Genomic DNA, 23,313 nt, shown 5'->3' with positions numbered 1-23,313 from the left:
TCCTTGGTCCTTCCGTGATTTTTGCGTACGCATCATGGGTTGCCGCTCCGGCGCTGGGCGGCGTCGCGCAGCTGGGCTCGGAAGCCCCGTGCGGTCTGCGCGGTCTTGTCGGATTTGGCCACCATGTCGCCGGGCAGGGGCGCCCACAGCGACGGATCGGGGAGCAGGCCGTCGGCGCTCAGGCTTGTGACGCCATGGCGGCCCTCCACCCAGCGCTTGTCCAGGTCGCTGGCGCGCCGGCTTTCTCCCACGGCGCGGGCGACGAACTGGCCCTTGACCTGGCCGAGCTGGGCGCCGATGGATTGGCTCTCGATTTCCGGCGTGGCGAAGATATCGATGTTGCTGCCGTCAGCGCCCCAGGCGGACAGCGACAGGTTGTGGTCGATGCGCTCCACCACCGGTTGCACGAAGATCGCCGGGTCGAAGCCCAATGGCGGCTCGTGCGGGCGACCGTCCTCGGCGAAGAGGCCGACATAGGGGCCCGGCGGGATGTAGGGCGTCGAGATGTCGAGGGTAATGGTCAGCTGCGCCTGATCGGTGAGCCCGGTCAGGTCGCTGATGGTGTAGGTGAAGTAGTCCTTGAGGACTTGCCCGAGGCCGGCGGCGGCCAGCACTTCGCGGTTGCTCAGGTCGATGGTGTAGGTGTAGCTGCCATCGGCATTGAGCACGAGGGTGCCATAGCGGCCGGCGATGGGCTGGCCGACGACACCGGCGGTGCCGCTGCCGTTTTCCTCGCCGGTACGGATGCCGGTGACGGTGAGCTGGTCGCCGCCATCGACGTCGCTGTCGTTGGGCAGCACGTTGCCGGTCGCCTGCGGCGCGGGAGTTTCGTCGCTGGCGAAGTTGTTGTCGTCGCGCGCGGTCGGGTTGTCGTCTGCGCCCCGCACGGTCACGGTCAGGCGCGCTTCCGAGGTGGCTCCGGCAGTGTCGTGCATGCGGTAGGTGAAGACTTCCGTGAGGGTTTCGCCTGCCGTGCGCAGCGCCTGCACGGTAGGGTTGTCGTTGTCCACCCGGTACTCGAAGCTGCCGTCGGCGTTGATCACCAGCTTGCCGTACAGGCCCTGCAGCATGCTGCCGGCGGCGACCGTGGCGCCATTCTGGCTGGTGTAGTGCACGACGCTCTTTGTCTCGCCGTACTGCACGCCGTCGACGTCGGTGTCGTTGTCCAGCACGTTGCCGCGCGGATCGATCCCCGGAGTGCCGTTGTTCACGCCGCCAGCCTCGACGGCGATCGCGGTGTCGTCGTTGGCGATTGGGGTGTCGTTGCGCCCGTCGATGGTGATGGTCAGCAGACCGGGAGTGGCGCCGCCCCAGATGTCGGCACCCAGGTAGGTGAATCTGTCCTGGATGATCTGGCCGCTGGCGCGCAGGGCTTCGACTTCGGGCAGGGAGTTGTCCAGCTGATAGCTCCAGCTGCCGTCATCGTTCAGCGTCAGGGTTCCGTACTGGCCGCGCAGGCTCTGGCCGGGCGCGCTGGCATCGGCAGGCAGCGGGCGGTCTCCGGTCCAGAACGACACCACGTACATCACATCCTGGGGAATCGTGGTGATGGTGTCCGGGTCGGTATCGTTGGCCAGCACGTTGCCGGAGGGATTGCTGCCCGGCGCGTTGTTATGCAGGCCACCGTCCTCCACGGCGGTGCCGAAGTCCGGCTCAGTCACGGGCGGGTCGTTGCGTCCGCGAATGAGAATGATGAGGGTGGCCTGATCGTTGAGGTTGCCGTCATCGGTGACCTGGTAGGTGAACTCCTCAATGGCGAAGGCCAGCGGCCCGAGGGAGACGATAGTGGGGTTGGTGCTGTCGACGAAGTACTGGTAGCGGCCGTCGGCGTTGATCACCAGGGTGCCGAAGGCGCCCTGGATGGTCTGCGGGATGCCCGGCACCACCGGAACCGTGTTCACCTGCGAGCCTTCCGGCCCCTTGGCGATGGCGGTGACGACCAGGTGATCGCCGGCATCGACGTCGGTATCGGCGCCGATGCCGGCGAAAATCCCGGTCAGACCGGCGATGACGTTGCCGGTGGGGTTGCGCCCGCCACTACCGTCGAGGTTGGCCACGGCGTAGTTGATGTCGTCGTTGGCCACCGGGGCGTCGTAGCGGCCCTCGATGGTGATGGTCAGTTGGGCGATGGAGGTGGCTCCATCGGTGTCGTGCATGCGGTAGGTGAAGACTTCCACCAGGCTGTCGCCGAGCTTCAGCGCCTGCACCGCGGCGAGGCTGTCATTCACTGTGTAGGTGTAGGTGCCGTTGGCATTGAGCACCAAAGTGCCGTAGGCGCCGGCCACCACGCCACCGCTGGTGCTCAGGTCGACCAGTGCGCCGCCGGCATTGCGGTCGCCGAGGCGCGCAGCGTCGACCACCTTGGTTTCGCCATAGGCTGCGCCGTCCACGTCGAGATCGTTGGGCAGTACATTGCCGGCAGCGGGGGCGCCGGGGGTGGTGTTGAGTGTGCCGCCGGCTTCGATGGCGCGGCCCGTATCGTCCTGGGCGATGGGGATATCGTTCTGCCCATGGACGATGACGGTGAAGGTGCGGGTGATGGACTTGCCGTTGCCGTCGCTGACGGTATAGGTGAAGACCTCTGTGAGCGTGTCGTTATAGGTACGCAGGGACTGCACGGCCGGGTCGAGGTTATTGACCACGAAGCGGTAGCTGCCATCGGCGTTGAGCAGCAGCACGCCATGGTTGCCGGCCAGGTCTGCGCCCACGGTGCCGTTGGCACCGGTGGGGCTGACCACGGCGGTGATGGTGAGGACATCGCCGTCCGGATCGGTGTAGGAGCCGCGGACGCTGCCCGTCGGGTCCAGCCCCGGGACGTTGTTGAGCAGGCCGCCGGCTTCGGTCGCATGGATTACTACCGGCTGCACGATGGGTGGATCATTCACGCCGGTCACGGTGATCACCAGTTGCGCCTGGTCGGTCAGGCCGCCGGAGTCGTGGATGCGGTAGGTGAAGACCACATCCAGGGTCTGGTTGGCGGTCAGCGCACGGATGGCCGGATCGGCGCTGTTGACCACGAAGAGATAGGTGCCGTCGGCGCTGAGGGTGAGCTGGCCGAAGTTGCCGCTGATGATCGTACCGTTGGCCAGCCGGGCCACGGTGCCGCTGATGGATCCTGGCACGCCGTCGTTGACGTTGTTGGGGATGAAGGTGCCGGCGCTTTCCAGGCCGCTGCGCACGCCATCCACTTTCAACTTGGAGGCCGTGGGCTGGTCGAGGTTGTCGACATCGGTATCGGCACCGACCCCGCCGAGCCCCCCGGTGATCACGTTGCCACTGGCGTTGACTGGAGCCGGGCTGTTGTCGCTGGCGCCGGCGGTGGCGGTGTTGTGATCGTCCACCGCCACCGGCGCGTCGTTGGCGCCTTGGATGGTAATGGTCAGGGTGGCAATGGCGCTCAGGCCGCCCTTGTCGGTGACCTGGTAGGTGAATCGTTCGGGCAGGGTCTGGCCGGGTGAAAGCGCCTGCACCACGGGGTTGCTGTTGTCCACAACGTAGCGGTAGGAGCCGTCAGCATTGATGGTCAGGGTGCCGTAGAGGACCTGCAGGGTTGCCGGCGCGCCTGGCGCCACCGGGAAGATGCTTCCGCCGCCGATGCCGTCGTAGCGCACCAGGCTGACGGCCTTGGTCTCGCCGTAGGTCGTGGAGTCCACGTCGCTGTCGTTGAGCAGCACGTTGCCGATGGCGTCCGAGCCGGGGCTGCCGTTGTTGGTGCCACCGGCTTCGACGGCGGTACCCGCATCGTTGCGCGCAACCGGAGTGTCGTTGGCGCCGTGGATGTCGATGGTGAGGGACGTGGAGCTGCTCAGCCCGCCGGTGTCGGTGACGAAGTAGCCGAAGGATTCGCGCAGTACGTCGCCCGCGCTGCGTAGCGCCTGGACCGCGGCGTTGGTGTTGTCGACCACGTACTGGAAGCCGCCCGTGGCCGTGATGTACAGCGTGCCGTAGCGGCCAGCGAGGGGGGTTACGCCTGTAGCCGCCACCGTCGTGGATCCACCGATGGAGTTCTCCACGCGGGTGACCCTCAGTACGTCGCCGTTGGTGGCGATGTCCACGTCGGTATCGTTATCCAGCACGTTGCCGGTGGGGTCGACGCCGGGGTCGGCATTGTTCAGGCCGCCGGCTTCCACCGCGACAGCGAGGTCGGGATGGGCGATGGGCGCATCATTCACCGGGTCGATGATGATGTTCATTTCATCGGTATCGCTCAATGCATCAGCAGGGTTCTGTCCGGGGATGCCATCCCCGCTCGTGGGATGGTCGCCGAAGTTGCCTTGGTCATTGGTCACCATTTTCAGCGTTTCGGTGTTACGGAAAGTGTTGAAGTCCTGGTTGCCCTTGTAATAGAGCTGGCCGAGCAGCACGTTGATCTGGGCGAGAGTGCCACGCAGCACCAGGGTGTTGCTGGCGCCAGTCGGAGGGGACGCGTCGGGCGCAGGCGTGGTGGCGCTGGTCCAGAGTACGCCGTGGAGCACCGAGAGGGTGACGGTGAGTTCGCCGTTGCCCGCGTCCACGTCGCTGATGGCCAGGCCGCCGATGTGCAGCACGGTGTCTTCCTGGCCATGTTGCGGGGCGAAGGTGTTCACCGGAGCTTCGTTGAGGTGCACGTAGCCGAAGTTCGCCTGGCCGGTCGGGCCGTCGCTGGCAGTGCCGCCATCGAGGGTCAGTTGGACCCGGTTGAAGGTGTTGCCGGCTCCGTCGGTATCGATGCGAACCTTGAGTGTGTTGCCCGGATCACCGGCCACCGGGTTGCTGACCTGCGCCGCGACGTCCACTCGGTACAGGCCGCTGGGCAGGATGCTGAATACATACTGGCCGTTGGCATCGGTGGTGGTGGTCGCCAGTTGCGCGTCGTCGCTCGTGCCGAACAGGCCGTCCGCGCCGGCCCAGGTAAGGGTGACGGTCTGACCGGCCAGGCCGGGGCCGTCCGGCGTCGTGCTGCTGGTGGCCGAGCCGGTGTCGTCCCAGAGGGTACCGCGCACCACGCCGAAGGCGATGCCGACACTCTTCACGTAGTTGTTCAGCACGCTGTCATCCGGACCCGGTCCATCCTGCCCGGTCCTCTCGCCGGTGGCGGTGCTGGCCGTGCCGACCGCCGAATCGCCCCAGCCGGTGAAACTCTGCGGCAGGCTGGTCCAGGTCAGCACCGCGGAACTGGCGGCATTGTTGGCGATGGGAGTGTCCGGCACGGTGACGCTGTAGCGGAAGCTGACCTTGTCGCCGACGTTGAGTGACGCGAAGTCCACGCCGATGCCGTTGGCCGGGTTGGAGTCGATGTTCAGCGTCAGGCCGGCAAGGGTCGCTGCGCCACCGGGAAGGAAATCGCCCAGGCCATAGGTCACGGTGGTACCGGCGGCCGTGGTGATAGTGAGGCTGATGAACTGGTAGCCGCTACCGTTGGGCAGCTTGTCCTGCAGGTGGACATCGTAGGCGGTCACGTTGCCGTTCTGCTGGAAGCCGACTTCCAGCGTGGCATTGGTGGTGTTGTCAGCGTTCAGGGTCAGGCCGACCACCGACTTGGTGGGATCACTGAAACCGGGTTCCACCACCTTCTCGAAGATCGTGTCGCTCTTGCCGCGGTCGACGCCGCCATTCAGGCCGACATGCTCGAACGCGGTCATCCCGAGCGCCGGGGCGGTGCTCTGATTGCTGGTGACGTTGGCGACGCGCACGTTGAATTCCAGGATCACGCCTTCGATGTCGCCGTCGTTCACCTCGGTGTTGGTCAGGTTGCCCAGGCTGAAGGTGATGGTCTGGCTACCGTTGGCGTTGGTTACGATCTGCAGCCGGCCGCTGTTGATGTTGAAGACACCGGTGGGCCTGTCGCCGGAAAGGTCGGGGTGGATCGGCAGCGATACATCGCTGTTCTGGTTGCCGAACATGGTTAGCGAGCCGCTGCTGATCAGGTTGGTGGCGTCCGTGGTGAGGCCGCCGCCGGTGGAGCCCAGCGCAATGAGGATGTTGTTGAGGTCGGCGGGAATGAACTCGAGCCCGGGGGCCAGTTCGATGCGGATCTGGTAGTTCGGGTTGTCGCCGGTGGGGACGACGACCGCCACGCGGTAGCGGATGATCTCGCCGACCACCACAGTTTCCTGCAGGCCCGAAGTATCGGTGGTGCCCGATGAGTTGGTCGCCGGCGGCGTGGCATCGACCCCACCGACGCGGGACACCTGGATGCCATTGGTGACCGGGATCAGCAGCGAGTTGGCCACGCGGTAGTCGTTGAGCACCCCGGAGTTGAGCACGCCGTCGTCGCCGCCGCGCTCGCCGGCCTGGGTATCGGTGACATTGCTGGTGCCGTCCAGGCTGGTCCAGCGTACCGCGACGTTGTTCGGGATAACCGCCTGGCCAGCCGCCGTGGCGTTCACCACGCCCGACAGGGTAATGACGATATTGCCGCCATTGGCGATATCGATGTTGGCGCCGTTGGCGGTGACCAACTGGCCATTCTGGATGATGAAGTCCACGCCGCCGTTATTGGTGGCGCCGCCGTTGTAGACCGTGCCGGTGATCACGATGTTGTCCATCTGCGTGGGCAGTATGTTCAGCAGGCTGAGATCGAAGGCATTGGTGCCGGACGTGTTGCTGATGGTGATGGTGAAGGTGACCGTGTCGCCTTCGTCGAAGCCGCCGTAGGTGGGCGTGGAAGTGACTTGCTGGCTCACCGTCAGGGTGGGCTCGACGATGGTCACCGAGGGCTGCTGCGGGCTGGCGACCGTGCGGTCCACGGCCGTGGTGCCGTTGGGCGTATCGCCATCGGGGTCGCTGTAGGTCAGCTGCGCGCCGTTGTTCAGGGTGACGCCCTGCTGGTTGCCCTGCACGTTGCTCGCCACCAGCACCAGGCGGATGACGAAGGCATTGTTGCCGACGTTGTTGTCGGCGTTGGCGCCGGCGGCACTGAACACCAGTTGCAGATCGACACCATCGCTGCCGTCGGGAGAAGACGGAACAACGGTGACGGTACCGTTGAAATTGTCTGTGAGCGCGAGGCTGAACGGCTCCCCGTTAATGGAGGCCCTATTGACGATGACCTGGTAGCCCGCTCCGTTGAAAGCCGTGGTATCCAGGCGCAGGCCCGGTGGGATCAGGTCGGAAAGACGCAGGTTGGCGGTGGAGCCTTCAGGCAGGGTGACGACAATGTCATAGGTCATCTTCTCGCCGATCACCAGGTTACTGTCGGTGGTGTGGCTGGCGCTGGAGTCGTCGGCGGTCAGGCTGCCGTCCTTGTAGACCTTGGTGATGGTCGGCGCGGCGACCTGCTGGTTGGCCAGGTCGACCAGGTCGGTGGGGGTGAAGTCCTGGCCGCCGTTGACGCTCGCGTAGTTGGTCAGTGCGGCGCTGCTCTGCAGGCTGCTCGACGCGAGGATGGCGTTGTTCACCGTGACATCGTAGGTGATCACCACCAGGTTGCGGCCGGCAGCATCGTTGCCGTCGGCGGCGTTGGCGCGGCCGGCGAGGAAGGTCGCCTGGCCGTTGGCATCCAGGAAGGTGATGGTGTTGCCGCTGACGCTGTAATCCGCCCCGGCAATCAGCTTTGTACCGTCGCCCCGGTAGATCTGCAGGTTGGCAAGGCTCAGGCTGCCGCCGACGAAGGTTACGCCGGCGGGCAGGTTAATGCTCGTGGTGACATCGTAGGCGCCGCCACCGCCAGTATTCTTGATCGCGGTGGCCAGGCGCAGGGTATCGCCGCCATCGATGCCGCTGACGTTGCCGTCGACTGCGGCGAGATCGGTGATGCTGCCGTTGAACGGCCTGGTGCCGGTCTGGTCGGTCGGGAGCCAGTTACCAGTGGTTCCGGTGACGGTTCCGTTGCTGCTGGAGACCACACCGTGCTTGATATCCAGCACTGGTTCGGCGACCGACTCGATGACCGCCACGTCCGATGAGATCAGTACTGTCTTGTCGATGGTGGTGGTCTGGCTGGACTGTGCCAGCACATCCAGCTCGCGCCGGTCGGCGAAGGGCTGGTCGCCTACGCGCATGGTGAACTGCACCTGCACCCGGCCGCCGTTCAGGCCGCCGGAAACATAGTTGCCGAAGTTGAAAATGATCGAGTTGCCCGGGCCGGTGCGTACGCTGTCGGGCACATCGCCGATGTTGTTGCCGGCGCCGAAGGTCCATTGGCCCACGCCGGTACCCTGGGTCCAGTCGATGACCTGCGAGGCGAGGAGCGGCAGGGGCAGGTAGGCGGTGAGGGTGAAGTTCTCGTAGTCGGCCACCAGCAGGTCATAGGTGATCGTGAAGGTCACCACGTCGCCGGGGCGCAGCTCGCCGTTGCCCGGCGGGGCGCCGCCGTTCACCTGGGTGAGCTGGATGTCGATGTTGGACGTCTTGATGGTGCTGGTGGTGCTGGAGCCGTCAGTCTGCTCGCCGCCGATGTTCAGCGAGTCGCGCAGCACGGTGGCGTCCACCAGCGCATTGTTGCTGACGCTGTCGCCTTCGTTGAGCTGGTCGTGGGGCGGGTGGTCGGAGGTGTAGGTGGTGTCGATGGTCGCGTCATAGATGATGGACATCCGCGTGGCGCCTTCCTGGGCGTCGCCGTCCCACTGGTCACCGAACAGCGCATAGAGCCCCGGCCCCTGAATGGCGGCGGCAATGGACTGGGCGATGTCGAAGACCAGCGTGGTGCTGCCGTCGGCGTTCACCGTGGCGGTGTAGATCACTGGGATGACCTGCGACGCGCCGTGCTGCTGGATGACGATGCTCGGCGGGTTGGTGGCGGAGAAGGTCTGGCCGTCGCTGAGCTGGTCGGTGACGGTGAAGCTGCCCTGGCCGAGGATGTTCTTGCCGAAGGCGTAGAAGTCGGAGATGGCCACGTCCATGGTGTAGCGCAGGGTGTCGCCGGGTGTGATGCCGGTGGTGCCGACGTCGTTCTGCAGGTTCACCGTCTTGAGCAGGGTGATGGATTTGGCGACGAAGGTGACACCCGCGCCGTTGCCGGTGACGGTGAAGGGGTAGCCGTCCGGGTCGGTCGGGCGATCACGCACGTCCAGCGGGTTCCAGTCGCCGCTCACGGTGGCGGTGCCGAAGGTGATGGTGCGTGGATTGCCCGTGGCAGGGTCGAGCACCGGTCGCCCGGCGGCGTCGATCTCCGGCACGTAGAAACCGACCGTGGTGGTGCTGGCTGCGCTCAGGGTGTCGTAGTGGATGCTGTAGCTGGCGACGAAGACGTTGGGGTTGTTCAGTGCCGCGGCGATCAGCGTCGGGTTGGTCAGCACGGTGCCGTCGTGCAGGGTGATGGAGGTCAGGGTGCCGCCGGCTCCAGGGGTGATGGAGCTGACATGGACCTGGTCGGGCACCGTCTGGGTGACCGTCACGTTGGTCAGGGTCTGGCCGGGCGCCGGGGTCACGGTGACCGTCTCGGTGCGCGTGAAGTTCGGACCGGTGACGGTCTCGCCCTCGGGCATGTCCACCGTCTGGGTGACCGATAGCAGGGTCGGGGTGACCACGAAGCTGTGCAGTGCGGCTTCCACCAGGCTCGGGTCCTGCGTGGGGTTGTTCAGCGAGTCGTTGCCGTACTCGAAACCGCCGCGGGCGTTGATGGTGAGGTTCGGCGCACCGTCGGAGTAGATGGTGTCGGCCAGGTTGCTCAGTTGCGCGGTGACCTGGATGTCGATGGCCGGCTGGCCACTGGTGACGCTGCCATAGGGCAGTTGCAGCACGATCATCTGGTCGCCGGGCTTCATGCCTACGCTGGCGGCGTTGATCACCAGCGCATTGCCATTGGCGTCCTTGGCGAATGGATGGGTGGCATTGCCGTTGGCGTCGAAGATGACAGGGGTGAACCTCACCACCTGGCCCAGGTAGGTGGCGGAAACGAAGGTGGCGCCATCATTGCCGTCACGGCCGGTGGCCGGCATGAACAGGTCGATGTAGGGGGCATAGCCGACCTGGGTGGACGGGTTGCTGAAGATCACGTCGAAGGTGAAGGTATCGCCCAGGCGCACCGTCGAGCCGCCGCTGCCCATGGCTACAGTGGGGCTGGCATTGGCCAGCAGGCCCTGGAAGTCCGTCAGGGTGTCCGCGCCCAGGGCGATGGCCTTGTCCAGGTCGCCGTTGCGCACTTCCAGGTTCCAGTCACCCCCCGCGCTGCTGGCCCCGGTGGCATTGCTGGAGGCGCCGACGTCGGCTCCGGTCCAGCGGGCCAGCTCGTTGACCAGGGCCTGGCCGGCGCTGCCGGCGCCCACGTCGCAGCCGTAGAGCTGGATGTCCGCGCCGGGGCTGAGTTCGCTGCGCCAGGCGCTCAGGCGTTCGCCGAGCTGGTCGACGGTCTGCGCGGTGAAGGTCTGGTTGCCCAGGGTGAACTGGCCGGTGGCGCCATGGGAGAAGACCTGGATGGAGTCCACCTGGCCCAGTTGCGCCAGGGCATTGCTGATGGCGGCGATGGCGTCCTGTCCGGCGTCGACCACCAGCGCCGTGCTGCCAATCGGTAGGTTGGCCGCCAGTTGATCGCGGTTTTCCAGGCGGGCATCGATCACCACCAGGTTGCGCGGGGCCGGCGCGGGCGCTGCGGCCTGGGCGCGAGCCTCCACGGCGGTGGCGGGCGGGGTGCTGTCTTTGGCTTCGGTGGCCTGGGAGTCGTGGTGCTGCTGGTCGACCGCCGCCGCGGCGGCGCCGTCGAAGAGAATTCGCTGCTCCAGTGCCAGAGCGTGGGTGTGGGGGCGAAGAAGGAATGCGGCGCGCGCCTTGCCCTGATTATCCATTTCAGTACCCATCGGATCGGTCATTGATCACGGCTTGGAACGCAATCTCAAGCACATACGAGCGGAAAGCTTAGCCACAGATTCTCGATAGCGAATAGGAATATGCGTGTGCATTTCGCGACATTCGGATAGTCAGTTTCTGACTGATCAGACAAACGGATGGGATGAAGCGCTGCGCCGGGTTCCCGCTTTCCAGCCAATTCCCGAATGGCTACGCTTGCGCTTCAGGGAGCGGCCAACGTCCCAGTGAACAAGAGGCAGGCCGAATTCAGGGCAAGGGGAGAGCGGGGAATGCGTTACGCGATGTTGCTGTTGTGTGCACTGGTGATCTGGCCGCTGGCGGGATTGGCCGATGCACCGGTGGGCGATGCCGGAAGTGCGAGCAGTGAACTGGCGCCGGTCGAACTGAAGATCGAGAACCGCGTGGTCATGACCTTTCGCGGTACCTTGCTTGGCGAAACCCCGGAGGTACGGGCGCGCCGGGCAAAGTTGGCCATCGAGGACGCCTTGCAGGGCGGCGGCGAGCTGAAGGTCAACATCGATCCGATCCAGAACAGCTACATCGTGCTGCTGGGTTACAGCCGCGCCTTCATCGTCACGCCGCAGGATGTCGATCCGCCGGGCGGCTCGGTGCGCGTCGCGGCGGAGCAGGCGGCGGACAACCTGCGCCGCGTGGTGACCGAGAGCGGCCAGGCGCGCAACCTGCGCTTCCTGCTCATGGCGGCGGGCTATTCGGCGCTGGCCACGGTGATCTACCTCCTGCTGCTGCGCGGCGTCAGCGTCGGACGGCGCTGGCTGTTCGGCCGCCTGCCGGGCCTGATGAGCCGGCACAAGCAGTGGCTCAAGCTCGGACATACGCCGCTGTTCGACATGCAGTACCTCTACTACCTGTTCGGTCGCCTGGTCTGGCTGGTCTACTGGGTGGTGGTGTTCCTGCTCAGCTACCAGTGGCTGAGCTTCGTGCTGTCGCAGTTCCCCTATACCCGGCCGTGGGGCGAGAGTCTCAACGTGCACCTGATCGACCTGGCGCGTTACCTGCTCAACGGCATTCTCGACGCCATGCCGGGGCTGGCGGTGGCGCTGTGCATCGTGCTGATCGCGCGGGCCATCAGCAGCTTTGCCCGGCGCCTGCTGCAACGCCTGGCGCGCCCCGGCACCCTGGGCTGGCTGACTGAGGAGACGCTGCAGCCGACCACCCGGCTGACCTCCCTGGCGATCTGGCTGTTCGCCCTGGTGATGGCCTACCCCTACCTGCCGGGCTCGGGCACCGAAGCCTTCAAGGGCGTCTCGGTGCTGATCGGCCTGATGATCTCCCTTGGCGCCTCCAGCGTGGTCGGCCAGGCCGCCGCCGGGTTGATCCTTACCTACTCGCGGACCCTGCGCGCCGGGGAGTTCGTGCGCGTCGGCGAACATGAGGGCACGGTGACCGAGGTCGGCATGTTCAACACCACCATCCGCACCGGCCTGGGCGAGGTGCTGACCCTGCCCAACTCGATGATCACCGGCTCCGTGACCAAGAACTACTCGCGCATCGTCCAGGGACAGGGCTATGTGGTGGATACCGTGGTGACCATCGGCTACGACACGCCGTGGCGCCAGGTGGAGGCCATGCTGATCGAGGCGGCGCGGCGCACCGAGGGTATCCTCGAAAAGCCGGCGCCCCACGTCTTCCAGACCGCGCTGTCGGATTTCTACCCCGAGTACCGCCTGGTGGCCCAGGCCATCCCCAGCGAGCCACGGCCCCGCGCGGAGCTGCTGAGCGTGCTGCACGCCAACATCCAGGACGTGTTCAACGAATACGGCGTGCAGATCATGTCGCCGCACTACCTGGGCGATCCGCAGCAGCCCAAGTGGGTGCCCAGGGAGCAGTGGTACAGCGCGCCGGCACGCCCGCCGGCCGATGATATGTCGCGAAATGAATAGCGCGCCGGGACCGACTCAATCGGCGCTGCGGCTCTCGAATGCCAGGCCCAGCGCCAGGTCGCCACAGCCCAGACGGCCCAGCCACTGCTGGGCTTTCGGACCGGACAGGTGCGCCTCCAGCTCGGCCTGGCTGGCCCAGCGAGTCTGCACCTGCCAGCGGTCGCTCCCCAGGGGTTTCAGTTCGCCGGACTGGCAGCCGGGCTGCTGGCGAACCTGATCCAGCAGCTCGCCCAGGTAGGCGCCCAGTGCAGAGGCCTGGCCGGGGAGTGCCTGGACACGAACGATGGCAATGGCGGACGGGGACATGGCGAGGCTCCTTTCTGCAGGGTGGGCGGCCATTGGGCGCTGGTGCCGGGCGGCGGTAAAGGCCGGAACCGGCTTTCAAAGTCGACGCTGAAAGGTTAAGCGCCCTGCATCGTCGGCTGAACCGCCAATTCCGGGGAAAACCGCCGGGCCAATCCGTTACGTCGATTCGTCCGCTGAGAGCCTTTATAGGATGGGTATCGCTGCGCTCCACGCCATCCTACGTAGCAGATGTAGATCGCGTGTCAGCCCAACTGCTGCAACAGGTCTCGCACCTTGTCCAGCGCCGGGTCGATGTCCAGGGTGTCGATGGCGCCGAAGCCCAGCAGCAGCCCGTCGCGCACCGGCGCCCGGTCGTAGAAGGGCGCCAGGCCATAGAGACCGACCTCGACCTTGCGCGCCAGCTCCATCAGCAGCGGCACGTTGGTCGGCTGGCGCAGCAGCGCGGTGAGGTGGAAGCCGGCCACCGTGGGCACCGCTTCCAGCCAGGGCGACAGGTCACCATCCAGCCGGGCCAGGATGCGCTCGCGGCGGCCGGCGTAGATGCCGTGGCAGCGGCGGATGTGCTTGAGCAGGTAGCCCTCGGCCATGAACTTGGCCAGCGCCCATTGCGGCAGGGTCGAGCTGTGCCAGTCGGAAATCTGCCGGGCGCGCACCACCGCGGGGAACAGCGTGGGCGGCAGGATCAGGTAGCCCAGACGCAGCTCCGGCAGCAGCACCTTGGAGAAGGTGCCGATATAGGCCACCACGCCGTGTTGGTCGAGGCTTTGCAGGGCATCGGTGGGGCGCCCTTCGTAGCGGAATTCGCTGTCGTAGTCATCCTCGATCACCAGCGCGCCCAGCTGGACGGCCCGCGCCAGCAGCGCCTCGCGGCGCGCCGGGCTCATCGGCATGCCCAGCGGGAACTGGTGCGAGGGCGTGGTGTAGATCATCCGCGTACCGTCGGGAATCCGCTCCACCTGCAGGCCCTCGGCGTCCACCGGCACACTCACCACCTCGGCGCCGAGCATGCGGAACAGCAGTCGCGCCGGTGGGTAGCCGGGGTCTTCCATGGCGACCTTGTCGCCGGGACGCAGCATCACCCGCGCCAGCAGGTCGAGCGCCTGCTGCGCGCCGTTGCAGACCATCACGTCGTCGAGCTGGCAGTTCACCCCGCGCGCATAGGCGACGTGCCGGGCGATGCCGTCGCGCAGCGGGGCGATGCCCTCGGGACGGCTGTAGTGCCCGCGCGGCGTGTTCATCTGGCGCATCGCATAGTTCACGCAGCGCCGCCATTCCTCCTGGGGAAACTGCAGCTGGGTAGTTGCGCCGCCGATGAAGTCGGCCCGCGCCGTGCCCTCGGCGCCGGGGTGGCTCAGGCGCGTATCGAGGTTGGCCCAGTGGTCGATGTTGGCCTGGCTGGCGAAGCGGAAGTTTTCCTGGCGCCGGTCGTTGCGGGGTATCCGCGTGTTGACGAAGGTGCCGCTGCCGACCTTGCCCACCAGAACACCCTCGTAGGTGAGCTGCGCGTAGGTGTCGGAAATGGTCTTGCGCGAGATGCCCAGTTGCTCCGCTAGCAGGCGGCTGGGCGGCAGCCGGGTGCCGGCGGCGAGTCGGCCGGAGTCGATGGCCTCGCGCAGTTGGCGATAGAGTTGCCCGGCCAGGTCTTTCTGGCCGTGGATGATCAGATGAAGCTCCAAAGCGGGCTCCGGCAGGCTTGGCAGAGCAGGAAGAGTAGCGCCGGGCGGATTGGCCGGTGAAGTTGCGTGAGGAATTTTCCGCGAATTGGCCACCGGCCGGGCGCCCGCTGCCGCGCACAATGGGGCTGTCCCATCCCCGAGTAAAGCGCCATGCAGCCGCGCCTGGATTACTACACCGCATCGCCCGAGGCCCTGAAGGCGGTACTGGCCCTGGAGGCCGCGATCTTCGAGCTGTCCGTCGAGCGGCCCTTGCTGGAGCTGGTGCGCCTGCGCGTGTCGCAGGTGAACAACTGTGCCTGCTGCGCCGACATGCACGCGATGGAAGCCCGGCGCGCCGGAGAGACGGAGCGACGGCTGTTCGCCGTCAGCGTCTGGCGCGAATCGCCGTTCTTCACCGAGCGCGAACGGGCGGCGCTGGACTGGTGCGAGGCGGTGACGCTGCTGTCCGAATCGAAGGTGCCGGACGCGGTGTTCCTGCAGGCGCGGGAACAGTTCAGCGAACGCGAACTGGTGGACCTCACCGTCGCCATCGGCGCGATCAATGTGTGGAACCGCCTGGGCGTCTCCTTCCGCCAGCTGCCGCCAGTCTGAAGCAATCAGGCGGGACAGCCATGGCGCGAAAGCACATAAGGGCCCCTCACCCTAACCCTCTCCCGCAAGCGAGAGAGGGGACCGTTCGGTGGAGGATGAAACTTCAGCGTCAGCCGGTACGGTCGGCTCCCTCTCCCTGAGGGAGAGGGCTGGGGTGAGGGGGATACGCAGGCACGATCTTGCCCGTGGAAACCGTTGCTCTTACACCGTCCGGCAGAGGGTCGTCGCCCGCCGCAACGGCAGGCAGCACAGCGCACCTACCAGCAAGGCCCCGGCAGCGGTGCCCAAGGCCGGGATGAAACTGCCGGTCAGGCCGTGCAGGCCGCTGGCAACGAGAGGCCCGACGATCTGCCCGACGCCATACAACGCGGTCATCGCCGCCAGCATGTTGAAGCGCACCTGGCTGGCCGCCGCGCGGGCCGCCGGCATGGCGATGGTCACGGTGCCCATGAAGCTGCCGCCCACCAGCACAGCGCTGCCCAGGTAAAGAACGGCCGACTCGCCCAGCGCCGGCAGCATCACGCCCAGCGCCTGCACCAGCAGGTTGAGCGCCAGCGCGCGGCGGCTGCCGAGCTTCAGGTGCAAGCGGTGCCAGAGGAAGCACGACGGCGCCGCACCCAGTCCGAACGCTGCCCAGACCTGCAGCGGGTCGATGGCGCCGAGGCTGCTCTTCATCAGCAGCGGCAGGTAGGTGGCGGTGATGATGTAGCCGAAGCCCGCCAGCCCGTAGACCAGCAGGATGATCGGCGCGCCGATCTGCGGCGACAGGCCTTCGGGGGACGCGGCATGCCGCGCGGTGGTAGGGGCCGAGTGCCGCAGCGCCGGCACGGCCAGCAGTGCCAGCAGCAGTCCGGCCACTGCCAGCACGCACCAGATCGCCGCGCTGCCCAGGCCGAAGGCGTTGCCGGCGACGATCAGCTCCGCCGAGACGAGGATGCCGATACCCACGCCCGCAAACATCATCGGCGCGCCGTGGGTTTCGCCCATGCATTGCAGCAGCCATTGCGCCGCGCCGACCAGCGCCATGGCGCTGAGCACGCCGGCCAGCAGGCGTACGCCAATGGCGAACCCGGTCGGCGCCGGAATGGCCATCGCGGCCAGGGCGACCAATGTACCGGCCAGGGCCAGTACGCTGATGCGCGCGGCATGGCGCTCATGGCTGCGCGCCAGGAGCAGGGCGCCGAGCAGGTAACCGGCGTAGTTCGCCGAGGCGGCCAGCGACCCGCCGGTGACACTGAGCAGGCCGTCGCGCACCATCAGCGGATAAAGGCCGGTGAAGGCGAAGCGGCCGAAGCCCATCCCTACGGCGAGGATCAGCGCCGCCGAGAATGCGGCGGGCAGGCGGCGCGAGGCGTTCACGGACGGGCCTCCAGGGTTTCCCGCAAGCGCCGGAAGGCGCCGGTGGCGTAGCCGTCGCGCCAGATCAGCAGGGTGTCCACTTCCAACATCGACACAACCTGCAGGTTCGGCGTTTCCCGTTGCAGTTCCAGTACCGAGCGCGGCAGCACGCCGATGCAGGAGCCGGCGTTCACGCAGGCGAGGATGCCGTGATAGGAGCCTACTTCCTGCACCGCCAGCGGCGCGCCTTTCAACCAGCGCTCGGCCAGCAGGCGATAGGTGCAACCTCGGGTGAAGCCAGCGAGGGTGCGGATTTGCACATCTTCAGGCTTGCTTACCGGCGGGTGGTTGCCGGGCAGCACCAGCAGCAGTTCCTCGCGGAATACCGGTGCGGCGCGCAGGCCTCGCTCCAGCGCCGCCTCGAAACCGGGTTCGGCGCGCAGGATGTCGGGGTGGGCGATCAGCGCGCAGTCGAGCTGGCGGTTCAGTACCTCGTCCAGCAGCTTCTGGCTGTGGCCGGTGCCGACCCGCAGTTCCACCTCGGGATAGTCGCGATGGAAGCGCGCCAGGGGCTCGGGCAGGCGGCTGGCGGCAGTGGCCTCCATGCTGCCCAGGCGCAGGCTGCCGCTGGCGTTGTCCGGGTGCAGCGACTGGCGCGCCTCGGCGGCCAGGGCCAGCAGTTGTTCGGCGTAGACCAGGAACTCGCGGCCCTGGTCGGTCAGCGTCATGCGCTTGCCGTCGCGCAGGAACAGCGCCGCGCCGAGGTCGTCCTCGAGCTGGCGGATACGCGTGGTGACGTTCGACTGCACCCGTTGCAGGCGGGCGGCGGCGCGGGTGACGCTCTGTTCCTCGGCCACGCAACGGAAGATTTCCAGGCTGGAGAGATCCATGATCAATCTTTAGTAGAGAATGTGTTGCGACAAATATTCTCTCCGTGAGATGGTAAGTCAAGCGGCGATACTGCCGGATCGACGACGAGGACCCCGTCATGCGCATTACCGAACTGCTCGGCATCCAGCACCCCATCATCCAGGCGCCCATGGTCGGCGTATCCACGCCGGCACTGGCGGCGGCGGTGTCCAATGCCGGCGGCCTGGGCTCCATCGGCCTGGGGGCGAGCAACGCCACCCAGGCCCGCGCATTGCTGGAGCAGACCCGCGCGCTCACCGACAAGCCGCTGAACCTCAACCTGTTCTGCCACCGCCCGGCCCAGGCCGACCCGACGCGGGAATCCGCCTGGCTGGAGCACCTGCGTCCGCTGTTCGCCGAGTTCGATGCGCAGCCGCCGCAGCGAATCACCGAGATCTACCGCAGCTTTCTGGACGACCCGGAAATGCTGGAGTTCCTCATCGACGCGCGCCCGGCCGTGGTCAGCTTCCACTTCGGTCTGCCGCCGCAGGGCTGGATCGACCGTCTGAAGGCCGCCGGCGTCCGCCTGCTGGCCAGCGCCACCTGCCTGGAGGAAGGCCGCGCCATCGCGGCGGCTGGCCTCGATGCCATCGTCGCCCAGGGCTATGAAGCGGGCGGCCATCGCGGCGTGTTCGAGCCGGAGAAGGACGCGCGCATTGGCACCTTCGCACTGGTGCGTACCTTGTCGGAGAAGGTCGATCTGCCGGTGATCGCAGCGGGCGGGATCATGGATGGGCAGGGTATGCGCGCGGTGTTCGAACTGGGTGCCGAAGCGGTGCAACTGGGCACCGCCTTCATCCTGGCGCCGGAGTCCTCGGCCAATGCCGCCTACCGCGCGGCGCTGCGCAGTGAGCGGGCGGAGCGTACCGAGGTGACGGCAGCCATTTCCGGTCGGGCGGCGCGCGGGATGGTGAACCGGCTGTTCACCGACGTCGGTAGCGCGGATGCGCCGACACTGCCGGATTATCCGATCACCTACGATGCAGCCAAGGCGCTGACGGCCGCGGCCACCGCCAAGGGCAACACCGACTTCGCCGTGCAATGGGCCGGGCAGGGCGCGCCTCTGGCGCGGGAAATGCCGGCGGCGGAACTGGTGAGAACTCTCATGGCCGAGTTCCGTGTCGGTCCTGGCACTGGTGCCGGCCTGTAGGAGCGTTGGCTATGAGCGGCTGAATCAGCGGGCACTGACGGCGCCTGCGGGTTTCTCCCGTGGCCGCCAGAGCTCGGCCAGCAGTACCCCGGCCAGGGTCAGGGCGCCGCCGACCAGGTGGTAGCTGGTCAGCCGCTCGCCCAGTACCACGGCGGCGATGGCGGTGGTCAGCACCGGCAGCAGGTTGAAGAACAGCGACATGCGGCTCGGCCCCATGCGCGCCACGCCCTGCATCCAGGACAGCGCGCCGACGATCGAGGCGAACAGGGCGGCATAGAGCACCAGCGGCAGGTTGGCGGCGTTCAGCCCCTGGTGCGGCGAAGCCAGGTAGAGCGGCAGCAGCGCGAGGATCGCCACCAGTACCTGCAGGTAGAGCATCACCAGCGGTGGCAGCGGCAGGGCCCACTTCTTCAGCAGCACGCCATAAACGCCGTAGGCGAGGGTGGCGACGATCATCATGCCGTCGCCCAGGTTCACACCGTGGCTGAGCAACTGGTGCGGGTTGCCCTGGGTGATCACCAGTAGCACGCCGGCCAGCGAGACCAGGGCGCCGAGCAGCGCCGCGACACTCATCCGGTGGCCCAGCAGCAGGGCGGCGAGAGCCAGGGACATCAACGGCATCAGCGACAGGATGATGCCCATGTTGGTCGCCGAGGTCAGTGCGGCGGCGTAGTAGGCCAGGCATTGGTAGACCGCCATGCCGAGCAGGCCGAGGGTGACGATCTTCCAGAGGTTGGCGCGGATCGTCGGCCAGTGGGCAAGGGTGGCGCGCAGCAGGAAGGGCGTCAGCAGCAGGCCGGCCAGCAACCAGCGGAAGAAACCAATCTCCGCTGGGGCGATCTGCCCCACGGCGAGCTTGTTGACGACGGTATTGCCGGACCAGATGACCACGGCCAGCAGGGGGAACAGGTAATTCATGGTGGAACGCTTCCGGGGATAACGGTGCGTATTGTCCGCCCGTCCGAATCGAGACGTATAATGAAATTCAGACAATCCACCCCGGCATTCGGACATGACCCGCGCACTGTCGCTCCCGCTTCCCGGCATCGACCGGCTGCCCGCCGATCTCTACTTCCGCTACGACGAGTTCGACGCCGGCACCCACTCGCCCAGCCATCGCCATGCCTGGGGCCAGCTCAACTACGCCTCCCACGGCGTGATGGAACTGGAGGTGGACGGCCAGCGCTTCCTCTCGCCGCCGCAGTACGCCGTATGGGTGCCGCCGGGGCGGGAGCACAGCTGCTACAACCGCCAGGCCATCGTCTACCGCTCGCTCTACGTGTCCACCGAGCTGTCGCGCAAATTGCCGGCGTCGCCCTGCACCCTGGCGATCAGCGACATCCTCAAGGCCATCCTTTCCGACTTTGCCGCGCGCCAGGTGAATATCCCGCAAAGTGACGCGGACCGCCGTCTGGCGGAAGTGGTGATTGACCAGTTGCAGGCGGCGCAGCCCCACGACGACTACTTGCCCTACGCCAGTGGCGGTGCGCTGGGCGAGGTGCTGGCCGCCCTGCAGGCCGAGCCCGGCGACAACCGCACGCTGGCCCAGTGGGCCGAACACGTGCACAGCACCGAGCGGACCCTGGCGCGGGCCTGCCAGCGGGAGCTGGGGATGTCGTTCGGGGAGTGGCGCCAGCGCCTGCGGTTTCTCGCCGCGATCGAGGCACTGGCATCGGGGGAAGGGGTGCAGCAGATCGCCTTCAACCTGGGCTACAGCAGCCCGTCGGCGTTCATCGCGATGTTCCGCCGGCTCTCCGGCACCACGCCGGAACAATACCGCGCGACCTTCCGCGCGCTGGAGCAGGCGTGAGGGACTGAGCGCGCGTACTCGTAGGGCGTATAACGTTCGACGTTATACGCCGTTTGACCGTGGTTTCAGGGCGCTCCGGACCCCGGTCCCGAAGGCGCCTGTAATGCAGGCGTACCGGCGTACAACCGCGAACGGTTGTACGCCCTACGGGATCAGCCCAGGTTTTCTTCCAGGGCCAGCAGTTCTTCCACGCGCTGGCGACGGCGGATCAGCCTGGCATCGGCACCTTCCAGCAGCACCTCGGCGATCAGCGGACGACTGTTGTAGTTCGACGACATGGAGGCGCCGTACGCGCCGGTGTCGTGGATCAGCAGCAGGTCGCCAACCTGGGCGCGCGGTAGCGCGCGGGGGATGACCACGCCGCCATCGCCCTGGGTGAACACGTCGCCGGACTCGCAAAGCGGGCCGGCCACTACGGTGTCGATCACCTCGCGGCTGGCGGCGTCGCCGGCCAGCACGCTGATGCCGTGGTAGCTGCCGTACATGGACGGGCGCATCAGCTCGTTGAAGCCGGCGTCCACCAGCACGAAGTGGTTGCGGCCGGCGTCCTTGGTGGCACGCACTTCGCTGAGCAGGCAACCGGCCTGGGCGACCAGGTAGCGGCCCGGCTCGATTTCCAGGTGCAGCCTGTGGCCGACCACGCCTTCTGCGGCCTTGCGGGCGTTGTCCCAGAGCTGGAAGTAATGCGCGGTGTCCACTTCCGGATCGCCGTCACGGTAGGGGATGGACAGGCCGCCGCCAGCGGAAATCCCGGACAGGTCATGGCCGGCGTCCTTCACCAGGCGCACCAGGCCGAGCATGGCCTCGCCGACCTGGGCCAGGTGGCCGTAGTCGACGCCCGAGCCGATGTGCATGTGCAGGCCCACCAGGCGCAGGCCGCGCTCGCGGATCACGTCCAGGGCGGCGTGCAGGTCGCTGTGCCAGATACCGTGCTTGGAGTGCTCGCCGCCGGTGTTGGTCTTGTTGCTGTGGCCGTGGCCGAAACCAGGGTTGATACGCAGCCAGACCGGGTGGCCGGGGGCAACTTCGCCCAGCTGGCGGAGCATGTCGATGGAACCGGCGTTCACCGGGATGCCGTGCTCGACCACGGTTTCCAGGGTGGCGCGGTCCAGCAGGTCGGCGGTGAAGACGATCTCGGATTCATCCTCGCGGCACGAATAGCCGGCGGCCAGGGCGCGCAGCAGTTCGCCCTGGGACACGGCGTCGACCTTCACGCCCTGTTCGCGCATCAGGCGCAGGATGTGCAGGTTCGAGCAGGCCTTCTGGGCGAAGCGGATGATGTCGAAGCTCTTCAGGCGCTCGATCTGGCCGCGGATGGTGGCGGCGTCGTAGACCCACAGCGGGGTGCCGAATTTCAGGGCGAGCTGTTCGGCGCGGGGCAGGGCGAGGAAGGGCATGAATGAGCTCCGAAGGTAGATGGCGCTAGTCTACCGGGCGTTTCGAAGATCAGATAATGCTGCTTTTTGCTTTATTCATTCAAATTGGATATAGGGTGCAGTCCACGCCAGCCTCGCGCAGGCGGGCGACCAGTAGCGCAGCTTCCTCCCGCAGCGCCTCCACGAAGCGTTCGCGCAACGGCGTGGCCGGGCGGTAAAGCGGCTTCACCAGGTTGACCTGGAAGGGCAGCGAGAACGCCAGCGGGCGCAGCTGGATGCCCTGGCCCTGGAACATCAGCGCGGTGATCGGGTTGACCACGGCCACGCCCAGCCCGGCACGCACCATGCTGCACACGGACACGGCACTGTGGGTTTCCACCTGCATCTGCCGCTGCACGCCGGCCGCGAGGAACACGTTGTCGATCAGGTGCCGGTAGTGATCGCCCGGCGCCAGGCTGACGAAGGGTTGGCCGGCGAAGTCCTCCGCCTGCAGACGCTGGCGGGCCAGCAGCGGGTGGCTGTCCGGAAGGATGCACACCTCGTCCACCGCCAGCAGCCGCTGCAACTCGGTGCCGCGCGGCGCTTCCTCGTTCTCGATCAGGCCGATGTCGTGACGCTGGGCGCTGAGCTGCTCTTCCAGATGGGGGGATTCCAGCGCCGCCACTTCCAGGCTGATCGCCGGGTTGCCCAGGGTGAAGCGCTTGCAGGCTTCCGGCAGCAGAGCCTGGGACAGCGCCGGCAGACAGCCGATGGAGAACTTGCCCTCGGCGAACTGCCCCAGGCTCCCGGCGAAGGCGACGATGCGGTCCAGCCCGGTGAAGGAGCGCTCCACCTCTTCGAACAGCATCAACGCCCGCGCCGTCGGCGCCAGCCGCCCGCGCTCGCGCAGGAACAGCTCGAAACCGATCAACTGCTCCAGTCGCGCCAGCTCGCGGCTGACCGTGGGCTGGCTGGTATGCAGGAACGCCGCCGCGCGGGTGACGCTGCCGGTGGTCATGACCGCGCGGAAGACTTCGATGTGGCGGAGGGTGATCATGGGGCTGGCCGAAGGGGAGATAGCGGGAGGGTAAGGGGCGCGGGCTCTGCGGGCAAATTCTGATGCCTTGAGGGCCATTGCCTTCAGACCCTTCCTGACAAGATCGGCATCACGCTATAGCATTGCGCCACTATTTTGTGGGTGGACGCAGGATGCGCAAGGTTCTGGTTTGGTTGATGGGGATGGCGCTGGTGGTCGTCACGACGCTGGCGGTGGCGGGCAATACGCCTTGCTCCGGCAGCAAGGGTGGCATCGCCCGCTGCCAGGGCGAGCTCTTCCTGTGCAACGATGGCTCCATCAGTGGCTCGAAGAAGAGTTGCCCGGCCTATCTGGGTGGAGGCAGTTCCACCGCGCCTTCACTTCAACGCTTCTCTGCCGATGATGGTTCCTGCTCCTGCAGTAGCGGCACCTTCTGCACCGGCCCGCGCGGTGGGGTTTATTGCCTGACGCCCAGTGGCAACAAGAGCTATCGGCGGAAATAGTCATGGAGGGTGG

Annotated in this window: 13 protein-coding genes; 5 read left to right on the top strand and 8 right to left on the bottom strand. The window is 66.8% G+C overall.

All coding sequences use genetic code 11. The features are described from left to right. Window positions 1–32 precede the first annotated feature (32 nt). Window positions 33–10,703, bottom strand: a complete 10,671-nt coding sequence (locus SD196_RS15090; RefSeq protein ID WP_416311747.1) for a VCBS domain-containing protein — start codon at window positions 10,701–10,703, stop codon at window positions 33–35. Between the two features lie 291 nt (window positions 10,704–10,994). On the opposite strand from SD196_RS15090, the gene SD196_RS15085 reads away from it, so the two are divergent. Beyond that, a complete protein-coding gene (locus SD196_RS15085) occupies window positions 10,995–12,626 on the top strand; it encodes a mechanosensitive ion channel family protein (RefSeq protein ID WP_331319459.1) in 1,632 nt (543 codons plus the stop codon). A 15-nt stretch (window positions 12,627–12,641) separates the two neighbouring features. Here the strand turns inward: SD196_RS15085 and SD196_RS15080 are convergent, their stop codons facing one another. Together SD196_RS15080 and SD196_RS15075 are read right to left on the bottom strand one after the other, a co-directional pair. Next, window positions 12,642–12,932 carry a putative quinol monooxygenase gene (locus tag SD196_RS15080; protein WP_275611642.1) on the bottom strand — a complete coding sequence of 97 codons (291 nt, stop codon included), beginning with the start codon at window positions 12,930–12,932 and terminating at the stop codon, window positions 12,642–12,644. Window positions 12,933–13,174: 242 nt separating this feature from the next. Then, window positions 13,175–14,608: a PLP-dependent aminotransferase family protein gene (locus SD196_RS15075; protein WP_331319458.1), complete on the bottom strand. Its 1,434-nt coding sequence runs from the start codon at window positions 14,606–14,608 to the stop codon at window positions 13,175–13,177. 150 nt (window positions 14,609–14,758) lie between these two features. Here SD196_RS15075 and SD196_RS15070 point away from each other — a divergent pair, with 150 nt between their 5' ends. Then, window positions 14,759–15,199: a carboxymuconolactone decarboxylase family protein gene (locus tag SD196_RS15070; RefSeq protein WP_416310343.1), complete on the top strand. Its 441-nt coding sequence runs from the start codon at window positions 14,759–14,761 to the stop codon at window positions 15,197–15,199. 201 nt (window positions 15,200–15,400) lie between these two features. Here the strand turns inward: SD196_RS15070 and SD196_RS15065 are convergent, their stop codons facing one another. Together SD196_RS15065 and SD196_RS15060 are read right to left on the bottom strand one after the other, a co-directional pair. Then, window positions 15,401–16,558: a YbfB/YjiJ family MFS transporter gene (locus SD196_RS15065; protein WP_416310342.1), complete on the bottom strand. Its 1,158-nt coding sequence runs from the start codon at window positions 16,556–16,558 to the stop codon at window positions 15,401–15,403. Then, the gene (locus tag SD196_RS15060) at window positions 16,555–17,427 is read right to left on the bottom strand and encodes a LysR substrate-binding domain-containing protein (RefSeq protein ID WP_275611646.1); all 873 of its coding nucleotides are present in this window, start codon (window positions 17,425–17,427) and stop codon (window positions 16,555–16,557) included. The genes SD196_RS15065 and SD196_RS15060 overlap by 4 nt, the downstream gene beginning before the upstream one ends. Before the next feature lie 98 nt (window positions 17,428–17,525). On the opposite strand from SD196_RS15060, the gene SD196_RS15055 reads away from it, so the two are divergent. Further along, complete coding sequence (locus SD196_RS15055) at window positions 17,526–18,596, top strand: NAD(P)H-dependent flavin oxidoreductase (RefSeq protein WP_416310341.1); 1,071 nt, start codon at window positions 17,526–17,528, stop codon at window positions 18,594–18,596. A 24-nt stretch (window positions 18,597–18,620) separates the two neighbouring features. On the opposite strand, the gene SD196_RS15050 is transcribed toward SD196_RS15055, so the two are convergent. Continuing rightward, on the bottom strand, window positions 18,621–19,514 hold the full coding sequence (locus tag SD196_RS15050) for a DMT family transporter (RefSeq protein ID WP_416310340.1): 894 nt from the start codon (window positions 19,512–19,514) through the stop codon (window positions 18,621–18,623). A gap of 94 nt (window positions 19,515–19,608) precedes the next feature. Between SD196_RS15050 and SD196_RS15045 the strand changes: the two genes are divergently transcribed. Continuing rightward, window positions 19,609–20,406 (top strand): AraC family transcriptional regulator, encoded by a 798-nt coding sequence (locus tag SD196_RS15045; protein ID WP_331319454.1) that lies wholly within the window; start codon window positions 19,609–19,611, stop codon window positions 20,404–20,406. Between the two features lie 152 nt (window positions 20,407–20,558). Here the strand turns inward: SD196_RS15045 and lysA are convergent, their stop codons facing one another. Together lysA and SD196_RS15035 are read right to left on the bottom strand one after the other, a co-directional pair. After that, window positions 20,559–21,803 (bottom strand): diaminopimelate decarboxylase, encoded by a 1,245-nt coding sequence (gene lysA, locus SD196_RS15040; RefSeq protein ID WP_275611650.1) that lies wholly within the window; start codon window positions 21,801–21,803, stop codon window positions 20,559–20,561. A gap of 79 nt (window positions 21,804–21,882) precedes the next feature. Beyond that, on the bottom strand, window positions 21,883–22,818 hold the full coding sequence (locus SD196_RS15035) for a LysR family transcriptional regulator (RefSeq protein ID WP_416310339.1): 936 nt from the start codon (window positions 22,816–22,818) through the stop codon (window positions 21,883–21,885). Window positions 22,819–22,970: 152 nt separating this feature from the next. Here SD196_RS15035 and SD196_RS15030 point away from each other — a divergent pair, with 152 nt between their 5' ends. After that, window positions 22,971–23,300, top strand: a complete 330-nt coding sequence (locus SD196_RS15030; protein WP_275611652.1) for a hypothetical protein — start codon at window positions 22,971–22,973, stop codon at window positions 23,298–23,300. Window positions 23,301–23,313 lie beyond the last annotated feature (13 nt).

This window comes from Pseudomonas macauensis, assembly GCF_047902425.1.
Classification (GTDB): domain Bacteria; phylum Pseudomonadota; class Gammaproteobacteria; order Pseudomonadales; family Pseudomonadaceae; genus Pseudomonas.
This window is presented reverse-complemented; position numbering and strand designations above follow the sequence as displayed.

Coding starts and splice junctions, on each gene's coding strand:
- lysA (WP_275611650.1), bottom strand. CDS start 21,803: ATGCCCTTCCTCGCCCTGCCCCGCGCCGAACAGCTCGCCCTGAAATTC.
- SD196_RS15060 (WP_275611646.1), bottom strand. CDS start 17,427: ATGGATCTCTCCAGCCTGGAAATCTTCCGTTGCGTGGCCGAGGAACAG.
- SD196_RS15085 (WP_331319459.1), top strand. CDS start 10,995: ATGCGTTACGCGATGTTGCTGTTGTGTGCACTGGTGATCTGGCCGCTG.
- SD196_RS15055 (WP_416310341.1), top strand. CDS start 17,526: ATGCGCATTACCGAACTGCTCGGCATCCAGCACCCCATCATCCAGGCG.
- SD196_RS15030 (WP_275611652.1), top strand. CDS start 22,971: ATGCGCAAGGTTCTGGTTTGGTTGATGGGGATGGCGCTGGTGGTCGTC.
- SD196_RS15035 (WP_416310339.1), bottom strand. CDS start 22,818: ATGATCACCCTCCGCCACATCGAAGTCTTCCGCGCGGTCATGACCACC.
- SD196_RS15090 (WP_416311747.1), bottom strand. CDS start 10,703: ATGGATAATCAGGGCAAGGCGCGCGCCGCATTCCTTCTTCGCCCCCAC.
- SD196_RS15070 (WP_416310343.1), top strand. CDS start 14,759: ATGCAGCCGCGCCTGGATTACTACACCGCATCGCCCGAGGCCCTGAAG.
- SD196_RS15050 (WP_416310340.1), bottom strand. CDS start 19,514: ATGAATTACCTGTTCCCCCTGCTGGCCGTGGTCATCTGGTCCGGCAAT.
- SD196_RS15080 (WP_275611642.1), bottom strand. CDS start 12,932: ATGTCCCCGTCCGCCATTGCCATCGTTCGTGTCCAGGCACTCCCCGGC.
- SD196_RS15045 (WP_331319454.1), top strand. CDS start 19,609: ATGACCCGCGCACTGTCGCTCCCGCTTCCCGGCATCGACCGGCTGCCC.